Genomic DNA, 10,378 nt, shown 5'->3' with positions numbered 1-10,378 from the left:
CGGGAAAGCTGTAGCGCACCAGTACCCACGCGACGATCGTGCCGAAGACGACGTTGACAGCGGCGGCAATGAAGGCGGTGCCGAAGCTGATCTCAAGCGCGTTGATGGTGCGGCGGTCGGTGACGATCGCCCAGAAGTCGGTCCAGCCGAGCGCCGCCGAGCGCCAGATCAGCCCGGACAGGGGAATGAGGATGATGAGGGTGAGGTAGGCAAGCGAGAAGCCGAGCGTCAATCCGAAACCCGGAATGACGCTCGGCTGCCTGAATCGCCACCCCGCCTTGGCGGGTGCTGTGGTCATGTCGTCCTGATCTAAATGCTACTGGGCCGGCTTGTAGATCTGGTCGAATATACCACCATCGCCGAAATGATAAGGCTGTGCCTTCTTCCAGCCGCCAAAAAGCGGGTCGTCGATGGTGATCAGCTTGATCTCAGGCAGCTTGGCCAAGTCCTCCGCCGGCACCAACTCGGGCTTCGAAGGGCGATAATGGTTCTTGGCGATGATCGTCTGGCCTTCCTTGGAATAGAGATAGCTCAGATAGGCTTCGGCAACTTTGCGTGTGCCTTTGGCGTCGACATTGGCGTCGACCACGGCGACCGGCGGCTCGGCCAGGATCGAGGTCGGCGGGTAGACGATATCGAAATTGTCGGCGCCGAACTCGTCGAGCGCCAGATAGGCCTCGTTTTCCCAGGCGAGCAGCACGTCGCCCAGCCCTTTTTGCGCGAAGGTCACGGTGGCGCCGCGCGCACCAGTGTCGAGAACCGGGACATGCGCATAGAGATTGCCGACGAATTCCTTGGTCTTGGCCTCGTCGCCGCCATCCTTGGCGCTGGCGTAGGCCCAGGCGGCGAGATAGTTCCAGCGCGCGCCACCGGAGGTCTTCGGATTGGGTGTGATCACCTGGACATCGTCCTTGACCAGATCGCTCCAGTCATGGATGCCTTTGGGGTTTCCCTTGCGGACCAGAAAGATGATGGTCGAGGTGTAAGGCGCGGAATTGTTTTCGAATTTCGTCCGCCAGTCGGGATTGATCCTCTTCGATTTCGAGACAATCGCGTTGATATCGCCTTCGAGCGCCAGCGTCACCACGTCGGCGTCGAGGCCGTCGATCACGGCGCGGGCCTGCGCGCCCGACCCGCCATGCGACTGCTGGACGGTGACCGTCTCGCCTGTCTCGGCCTTCCAGTGGGCAATGAAGGCCTCGTCGAACTGCTTGTAGAGCTCACGCGTCGGATCATAGGACACGTTGAGAATGGTGGTGTCGGCAAACGCGAAACCGAGCGTGCCGAACTGGACAGATGTGGCGACCAGTGCGCCGAGCAGTTTCCTGAAATGAGGTTTGGTCATTTCCGCCTCCGTTGAACTCGCGCCAAATCTACCGAATTGATAGAATTTAGATGCAATCAATGTTGCCTTTTTTGGCTCATTGAAGCAATTTTTCGCCTGGTTTCGGCGATGCGAGGAACTATTTTCCCGCATGGACCGTGATCGCGCTCCCGACGCGATTAACTAGGGACGCCCAGCTCTTCGGCAATGGCTGCGTGTCGTCTGAACGAGGTTTCGGCGGCTTATTCGCCGGTAACGGGAAAGTTGAAGCGCTCTCTTGGAAACGGCTCGTTTTCCAGCGTGAAGTGCCACCATTCGCGCGCGTAATTCTTGAAGCCGCCGGCGCGCATCGCCTCGACAAGTCTTTTGCGGTTAGCCGCGGCTTCATTGTCTATCGCTCGGTGAGCCGTTTCGCTCGCCGGATCGAAACAGTCGAAACCGGTGCCGAAATCGAGGGTGTCGGCATCGGTCGCGCCGCAGGCCGGTTTCGGAGCGCTCGTGCGGCCGGCCTGTTTTTTATGGTTGACCCGGGCGATCGCGACATCGACCGTCGATCCGCGCGAATGGGTGGACAGTTCGCCGATATAACCCTTGGCGATGAGATCCTTGCGCTTGACCTTTGGATACCATTGCAGGTCCGGTGGCCCGCCCGTTTTTGTCCATTCACTCATGTCGGAGACAGCCCGCGCAGGGCGGTAGCAGTCGAACACGACCAGCGTCAGCCCTTCGGCAGCAATCGCTTTCTGCACTGCCGATAGCGCTTGCGCCGCTTGCCTGGTGAGGACGCATACCGGCGCGTCGTAGCCGCTTACCTTGCGATGCAAGAAATTTTCGAGGCCGGCATAGCGGATATCCTGCCGAATACTGGGATCGATGTCGGCCAGCCGAACAAAGCCGGCGGGGAGGGTGTCAGCAAAGGCCGAGGAAATACCGGCGGCCGAAAGCAAGGCGTAAACCCCAATCCCCTGAATTACCTGCCGGAATCTATTCAAGGGAAATTTTCACTCGACAAAAACCTTTACGCTGGCCGCGCGTCCCGCCGCGTCGATCACGGTCAGGGTCGAATAGCCGGCGCCGTCCGGCTGCCAGGTCGCGGTGCGCCGCCGGTCGATGCCGACCAGCGGCTTGCCGTTGGCCAGCCAGCGGAATGGTGCGCGGCCGCCCTGCAGCTTGAGGACCAGCGGCGAGGCGTCGGCCGAGGAAGTGCCGAGATCGACGCGGGCGCCGTCGGGCGGAAAGATGATGGTTGGCGCAGGTTCGGTCGGCGTCGCCTGCACCAGCCCATCGGTGCCTGCGCCGAAGCGCGTCAGCGTCACCGGCAGCTCCTCGCGTTTCGGACGCCGGACGCCGGACGGCTGGCTTGGCAGTGGTACGGCGGCCAGGCCGGAACGGACAAAGCCTTCGAACAGGATGGGCGCCGCCGAGATGTAGCCGGACAGGCCGGGCACCGCGCCGGCGTCGGGGCGGCCGACCCATACGCCGAGCACATAGCGGCCGTCAAAGCCGACCGACCAGGCGTCGCGATAGCCGTAGGAGGTGCCGGTCTTGTAAGCGATGCCGCGTTGGGCGGCACCCTGAGGCGGCTTGACGCCTGACAGGATGTCGGTGATCTGCCAGGTCGCCTGTCCGTCGAGGATGGTGGTGGTCGAGCGTTCGGCATTCTCCGGCTCGGTGCCGTCACGCAGCGTGTGTGCCTTGCCGCCATTGGCAAGGCCGGCATAGAGCTGAACCAGGTCGCGCAGTGTCATCCCGACGCCACCGAGGCCGATTGCCAGGCCAGGCGCCTCGTTGACGGGCAGTACAGGGGTCACATCGGCCTGGCGAAAGCGCGCCATCAGCCGGGCCGGGCCGACCGCGTCGAGCACGCGGATCGCCGGAACGTTGAGCGACAATTGCAGCGCCTGCCTGATGCTGACATCGCCCTGATAGCCCATGTCGAAGTTCTTCGGCCGGTAGCCGGAGAAATCGGCTGGGCTGTCCTCGATCAGCATCTCCTGCGCCACCAGGCCTTGTTCGAAGGCGAGACCATAGATGAACGGCTTCAGCGTCGAGCCAGGCGAGCGAACGACTTTGGTCATGTCGATCCAGCCCGAACGAGTGGCATCGAAGAAATCGGCAGAGCCGACCTCGCCAAGGATATCGCCGGTACGGGCATCGGCCAGCACCATGGCCACCGAGAGGCGAGGGCCGAGCCTGGCGGCTGCATCTTTCGCCACCTCCTCCAGCCCTTCCTGGACACTCTTGCGGATCGTCAGTTGCAGCTTCTGGCCGGGGATGGCCTTGGGCAGCATTGCATAGGCCGCATGGGCAGCGAGCGCCGGCAAAGTGCGCCGCAGCCCCGACACATCGTCGAGCGCGGCACGCGCGGCCTCACGTTCGCCGAGCAGGCCTGCCGAGACCATGCGGGTCAGCACCCTGTCGCGGGCAGCGTGGGCAATCTCGAGATTGCGATCAGGGCGTCGCTTTTCCGGCAATTGCGGCAAGGCGACGAGCAGGGCGGCCTCCGAGACCGTCAGCCGTTTCGGCTCCTTGCCGAAATAGGCGAGCGAAGCGGCGCGCACACTTTCGAGATTGCCGCCATAGGGCGCCAGCGTCAGATAGCGTTCGAGGATCTCGCGCTTGGAAAGCCGCCGTTCGATTTGCAGGGCGCGCAGCATCTGCTTGATCTTCGAGCCGAGGCTGCGGCTGTCGCGTGGCTCGATCAGGCGGGCGAGCTGCATCGAGAGCGTCGAACCGCCGGAGACGATATGGCCGCTGGTCGCGAACTGGCCGGCGGCACTCGCCAGTGCCAGCACGTCGATGCCTTGATGACCCCAGAAACGCTTGTCCTCATAGGTGACCAGCATGTCGACGAACTGCTTGTCGACCTGGTCCAGGCTGGTAGCGAGCCGCCAGTAGCCGTCCGGCGTAGCGAAGGCGCGCAGCAGTTGGCCGTCTCGGTCCTGCACCTCGGTCGAGACCGTCAAAGCAGCCGGCAGCGGCGGCGGAAATGCGCGGTCGAGCTGCCAGAGGGCGATGGCGGTGATTGCAGCGAGACCGGCCAAGGAAATGCCCGTGATGGCCGCTCGGCGCAGGAACTTTCTGGAGAGCATGGCGCCGCCTCTCATCCGCCTGCTGGCACCTTCTCCCCGTTTAGTGATGGGGAGAAGGGGGCTGTCGCGACCCTTGGCGCCTTTTCTGCGGCGTCAAAGTTCGGCGAAAACTTCGGCGCATGGCTCTTCCTCCCCGTCTCTATATGGGAAGAAATGCCCGGCAGGGCAATGAGGGGCAGCGCCATCGCCATATTCCTATCCGCCTTTTTTGCCTTACGGCGCCTTGACCTCCATCATGCCGGTGGCGGTGCGGGCCGAATATTGCGGCCGGTACATGTCCTCGATCGTTGCCGCCGGGTGGGCATAGGTGCCCGGCGTCACCGCGCGCACGACGTAGGCGAGCGTGATGTTGCGGTCGCCGTCGCCGTCGTTGGGATTGAACGCCGCGACGAAACGGTCGTCGCGGAATTCGAGATGGGCGGCATCGGTCTGAGCCAGCCAGGAGAAGTTCGTCAACTGAGCGCTGGAGACCAGGCCCGGATTGTCGATCTCGAAGCCGGCCGGCAGCAGGTCGGTGATCAGCAGCCGCGAAGGCCAGGTGTTCTGCTCGTAAACCTTGAGCACGACGACATAGCGTTCGTTCTGCTTGACCTCCGTCACGTTGGCCTCTGTGCCGTCGAGCTTGTAGTAGGTACGGCTGATGGTAAAGCCGTTGCCGCCGGCCGGCAGAGGCTGGATCGGCGAGGCCACAGTGGTGACGACCGCCTGCAGCGGATTTCTGCCGGTATTAACGATGGTCAGCGGACTGTCGGCCAGGTCGCCACCGGCGATCTGGTCCGAATAGCCGCCGGCATGCGGTGCGCCGTTGACGGTCAGCGCGATCGAATCATTGCCGGCCTTCAGCGCCCGGGCCGCCAGCAGCATCCAGGACTCGTCCTGCGTGCTGGTCCACCTAGCGTCGGCGCGTTCCCTGGTCACCAACTGGATCAGCGCCGGCACGATGGTCGGCACCGGCTTGCTTTCCGCGGCAAGCGCCAGGATCGCCGCGCCGTCACGCAGCGGCGAGCCATAGTCGGATCGGTAATAGTCATATTCGGGTGTCGACTTGGCCAGTTGCAGCGCGGCCTGGAAGGTTGCCTCCGAGCGCTGCGTGTCACCGTAGAGCGCGAGAGACGCCGCCAGCTGGGCGACGGCCATCGGGCTGGTAAAGGCCTCGAGCTGGGTGTCGGCATAATAACGCAGATCGCCGGCCGAGGCCTTCTTGTTGCGGGCAAGCACATAGAGCGCGTAGGCGATCTCGCTGCCACGATCCTGGACGTCCTGATCGTAGCCGATCGCGTTCTGCAGATTGCTCAGCGCCTGGTTCATCGCCAAGGCCGGCACGTCGTACTTCTGCTCGCGCGCCCGGGTCAGGAAATCGGTGACATAGGCGTCGAGCCACAGATCGCCGGAACCCGGACCCCACAGGCCGAAGCTGCCGGCCGATGCCTGGTAGCTCAGCACCTTGTAGATGGCGTCCTGGACGCGGCCATGCAGATCGGGGTCGCTGGCCATGCCGATGCCGGAAGCCATGTCGTTGACGTAGAGAAGCGGCATGGCGCGGCTGGTGGTCTGTTCAGCGCAACCATAGGGATAGCGGTCGAGCGTCATCAGCAGCGACGGCACGTCGAAGGCAGCCGCCTGCGAAACGCCGACGCTGACCGAAGCGCCATCGAGCAGGCTTGCCGCCAGCAGTTCCTTGTCGACGCGCAGCGCGCCGCCATTGCCCTTGAGGTCAACGACCATGCGGGTGGTCACCGGCAGTTGCGCCGGGCGCACCGGCACATAGAGCGTCTGCTCGACGGCGGTGCCGTCGGCATGCGCAAGCCTGATGGTGATCGAGGCGTTGCCTGCGGTCTGCGCAATCAACGGCACGGTCAGTGTCTGCCGCTTGCCTTTGGCGAGCGTCAGCTTTTCAGGCAAGGCGGCATTGCCGGTTGACAGGTCGCCTGTCGTGTTGACGGTCAGCTTGTAGTCCCCTGCGGGGCCGTCGGTGTCGGCGACGTCGAGCCGCATGACGGCGGAATCGCCGGGCGCCAGAAAGCGCGGCAGGCCTGCGGTGATTACCACCGGATCACGCACGATGACGTCGGACTGGGCATGGCCAACCGCTTCCTTGGTCCAGGCGACGGCCATGACGCGCACGGTGCCGTTGAACTGCGGAATGTCGAAGTCGATCTGCGCCTTGCCGTCGGCGTCAAGCTGGACCGGGCCGGAGAAGAAGGCGACCAGCTTTTCGGTCGGCGGACTGCCTTGCGATTGCATGTTGGCGCCGTCGCCGCCGGTGCGCAGCTTACCGGTTGTGCCCAGCGAGCCGTCGATCAGCCGGCCATAGATGTCGCGAACCTCGAGACCGAGCATGCGCTGCCCGAAGAACCAGTTCTCCGGATCCGGTACCTTGTAGTTGGTCAGGTTGAGGATGCCGACGTCGACGGCCGCGACCATGACATAGGCGTTGGTGCCGGGCTGCACGCCGGCAACGGCGACCGGGATCGACAGCTGCTGGCGCGGCATGGTCTTGCCCGGCGTCGCCAAGCTGACCGCAAGCTTCCGCGAGCCGGGATCGAGCTTCAGCCATTTGACGCCGATGGCGCGCGCCGGCATGCGTGTCTCTTGCGCATCGCCCGGCCTGAATAGCGTTGCCGTGACGTAGGCGCCGGCGCCCCAGTCGTCGCCGACCGGGATGTCGACAGTGCTGCCGCCGGCCGGCACGCTGGCGGTGACGGTCTTCAGGAGCTTGTCGGCGCCGATGGTGACGAGCAACTCGCCGGCAAAGTGCGGCGACACTTTGAGCTTGGCCACTTCACCCGCCGCATAGGTATCCTTGTCGAGGGCGATCTCGAGGCCGTCGGGCGTTTCGGTGGTGGTGGAACTGACATACCAGCCGGCGTCGAACTCATAGCTGGTGGCCGGGCCTTCCGGATCCGCTGTCTCGATCTCGAGCCGGTAGCGGCCCCAGTCGACCGGCAGCGACACCGTAGCCTCGCCATCGGCGCTCAGGTCGACCTGGCCGTTGGCCACCGCCTTGGTGAAGGTGACCGGCTCATAGTTCCAGGAGTTGCTCGAGCGATACCACTGGTAGCTGCGCTCGACCTTGACCAACGACCACTGTGCGCCCTTCAGCGCCTCACGCTTGCCGTCTGGGTCGACGGCGACCAGGCTGAACTTGGCCGTGCCGCCTTGCGGCACCTCGTCTCCGTCGAAATCCGGGCGGATGCCGATCATGTGGCCCTGCGGGCGGATGCCGATATTCAGCGAGCGCTCGACGGCACGGCCGCCGGTTTCACGCATCCTGACCGTGATCTTGGCATCGACCAGCTTGGTGGTGGATGGCAATTGATCGACGGAGACCGGGAAGGTCGCCTTGCCGTCCTCGCCGACCACCGGCAGGCCAGTGAAGGGCGTCACTGTCGGTTCAGCCGACTGTTCGTCGGCGAGACCGAAGGAATAGCCTTTGAAGCGGTCCCAATCGCGGGCGGTCGACAGCGTCAATTCGCCTTCGAGCGCGAGGCCCGCGGCCGGCGCGCCGTAGAGAAAGCGGCCGTCGACGGTAATGTTGGCGGTCTCGCCCTGGGCGATCTCCTGCTTGTCGGAGGACAGGTCGAACTCGATGCGGTCCGGTACGAAGTCCTCGACCAGGAACATCTGGCTGGCAACCGCCGCCTGCTTGGGATCGGTATGGATCGCCACCGTCCAGGTGCCGCGCATGGCGTTGGGTTCCAGCGGCAGGTCGACCGCGTGACCACCGGCCGACGCGCCGTCGCTGACGATGCGGCGGTCCTCGACGCCGTCGGGCCGCGAGAAGATGAAGGTCAGCGGCAGGTTCTCGACCGCCTTGGCGGCACTGTCGCGGGCAAGAGCCGCGACATGGACATCTTCGCCGGCGCGGTAGATGCCGCGCTCGGTCCAGGCATAGACGTCGAGCGCGCCAGGTGCCGGCCGTCCGGCGACGCCACGGTCGGACAGGTCGAAGCCGGCGCGGCCCATATCGAGGAAGACGAAATCGTCGTCGCCCTGTTTGGCCATCAGCACGGCCGGCGCCATGCCGCTGTCGCCGCGCGTCAGGCCGGGATTGAACACCGCCCGCCCTTCCGCGTCGGTGGTCGCGGTGCCGAGGATTTCATTGTTCCTGGCCAGCAGCGTCAGCTCGGCGCCGGCAATCGGCTTGGCGGTTGCGAGCGAACGCGCAAAGACGTTCAGTCCATCCTGTCCGGTATAGGTCGACAGGCCGATATCGGAGACGACGAACCATTGCGTGGCGTGCGAATCATAGTCGTCGCTGCGATCGTCGACGGCTTGTGCGGTCAGCACATAGACGCCGGGCTTGCGCTTCGGCAACGCCTCATCGATTGGGAAGGAGGTGGTGACTTCCTTGTTGAGGTCGTTGGCGATGTCGAGCTGGCCCTGCCAGACCGGCTCGCCCATCTGTTCGGAGATGTTCGAAATGTCGTAGCCGTCAAGCTGGCGCAGGAACTGATATCCCGACAGAAGTTGGGCCAGCGAGCGGTCGCCGATGCGGAAGAGCTTCATTTCGGCGGCATTCATGTTGACGGTGACGACCGGTATGCCGCGGCGTGCGCCGGCGGGCAGCACGAAGCTGTCGCCGGTGAAGCGGGCCGAAGGCGCGCGGTCCTGCACATATATCGATAGAACCACCGGTGCCGCGGTGACCTCGCCAATGGCGGCCGGCAGGCCGGCGCGGAAGGTCACGTCATAATGTTGGCCGTGCTCGAGCCCTTCGACGCAGATCTGCTTGTCCTTGGCTTCGACGCCCTTGGGAGCGGCGTTGTCGACAGTAACGAACTGCGAGTAGTCGACGCCGGTCTTGACCAGCTCCTCGGAGAACTGCGCGCAGATGCGTGGCGCGCTGGTGTCGGCATCGACGGTATGATCGATGACGCGGAAGCCCTTGCGGGCCTTGAGATCCTGGTAGGCGGCCCTGACTGCCGGCGAATTGACGAGAGCGAGGCTCGCCTCGTAGGCCTGCAGGGCCGGCCTGTAGAGATCGCGGCGATCAAGGCCGTCCCCGAGCAGCGCCAGCACGTCGGCGCGCGTCCTGGTGGTGCGCAGCAATTTGTAGGCATTGAAGGCGGCGGAAGTGGCGTTCGCCGGCAGCGTCGACGGCTCCGAACTGTTGGCGGTCGGATGGACGGCAAGCGTTTCGCGCGCCAGCTCGAGCCAGAGCTGGCCGTCATCAGGCAACGCCGAAACCGCCGCCTCGTATTTGTGCATGGCCGCGCGATGATCGCCCGTCAGCGCCGACTGTTCGGCGGCGGCCCTCAGCGCCGTCAGCCCCTCGGTCGGCTTGGTGTAGGTCGGGCCAGTGAGCTTGTTGCGGTATTGCTGGGCCTGGTCTGCCATCCAGTTCGGGAAGAAGGCGAGTTCGGGTGGCGCGCCGATGTCGGGATCGCCATCGATGTTGACGACCTTGCCGGCGACGGCGCCGCTGAAGGGTTTCAACGAGTTGTAATCGGATTTAAGAAAGCACCATTTGGCCTTGAGGTTGTAGGTGAAGGCGCGGCAGGCCGGGTCGCCGAGGCAGGTGGTCTTGCACTGGTCGAGGCTGACATTCTGGTCGGATCTGAGATCGAAACCGAAATAGTCGGAATTGTCCGATGTCACCACCCGCCGGGCTTCGGCCGCTTGCGCGACACCGCTCCAGGCAAAAAAGAGAAGGAAAAGAATCGATAGACCACGAGCCGCGCGCATTGCCATAAACCCCTCCAGACAAGTGCTGACGTCCAGAAATCTTCAAGCTTCAGTGGCGCTTGTCAACATCAGGACGCGGCAGGATCCGCCTGCCAACGGTTTGCTTTCCGGCCGATGACCGGTAGTAGCTCCATAGGACAGGGGATCACGCTTTCTTGCGGCGACGCAGAAGGTGTGAGTTCCAAGCCCTGTCTATTTCAGCAATTGGATTGTGGCCCCTTTACGAGTGCTTCAGAACTTCATTCCAATTTTAGGTTTGCGAGCTAGGCTAGGA

At 64.0% G+C, this 10,378-nt stretch carries 4 protein-coding genes and 1 pseudogene; all 5 read right to left on the bottom strand.

Translation table 11 applies throughout. The features are described 5' to 3' along the window. Window positions 1-298: pseudogene (locus NKJ13_RS09410) on the bottom strand (molybdate ABC transporter permease subunit); the annotation flags it as partial. Window positions 299-316: 18 nt separating this feature from the next. Further along, window positions 317-1,345 carry a sulfate ABC transporter substrate-binding protein gene (locus tag NKJ13_RS09405; RefSeq protein ID WP_352740660.1) on the bottom strand — a complete coding sequence of 343 codons (1,029 nt, stop codon included), beginning with the start codon at window positions 1,343-1,345 and terminating at the stop codon, window positions 317-319. Window positions 1,346-1,566: 221 nt separating this feature from the next. Then, window positions 1,567-2,271: a M15 family metallopeptidase gene (locus tag NKJ13_RS09400; RefSeq protein ID WP_352740662.1), complete on the bottom strand. Its 705-nt coding sequence runs from the start codon at window positions 2,269-2,271 to the stop codon at window positions 1,567-1,569. Between the two features lie 54 nt (window positions 2,272-2,325). Continuing rightward, entirely contained in the window at window positions 2,326-4,416 is a 2,091-nt protein-coding gene (pbpC, locus tag NKJ13_RS09395) for a penicillin-binding protein 1C (RefSeq protein ID WP_352777683.1), read from the bottom strand. 213 nt (window positions 4,417-4,629) lie between these two features. Then, window positions 4,630-10,110 carry an alpha-2-macroglobulin family protein gene (locus NKJ13_RS09390; protein WP_352777680.1) on the bottom strand — a complete coding sequence of 1,827 codons (5,481 nt, stop codon included), beginning with the start codon at window positions 10,108-10,110 and terminating at the stop codon, window positions 4,630-4,632. Window positions 10,111-10,378: the final 268 nt, after the last annotated feature.

The sequence above is a fragment of the Mesorhizobium sp. M0174 genome, assembly GCF_040322275.1.
Classification (GTDB): domain Bacteria; phylum Pseudomonadota; class Alphaproteobacteria; order Rhizobiales; family Rhizobiaceae; genus Mesorhizobium.
The sequence above is the reverse complement of the archived record's forward strand: the minus strand, read 5'-3'. Positions and strand labels throughout refer to the sequence as shown.

Excerpts from the sequence above, each read along its gene's own strand:
- NKJ13_RS09405 (WP_352740660.1), bottom strand. The coding sequence starts at position 1,345 with ATGACCAAACCTCATTTCAGGAAACTGCTCGGCGCACTGGTCGCCACA.
- NKJ13_RS09390 (WP_352777680.1), bottom strand. The coding sequence starts at position 10,110 with ATGGCAATGCGCGCGGCTCGTGGTCTATCGATTCTTTTCCTTCTCTTT.
- pbpC (WP_352777683.1), bottom strand. The coding sequence starts at position 4,416 with ATGCTCTCCAGAAAGTTCCTGCGCCGAGCGGCCATCACGGGCATTTCC.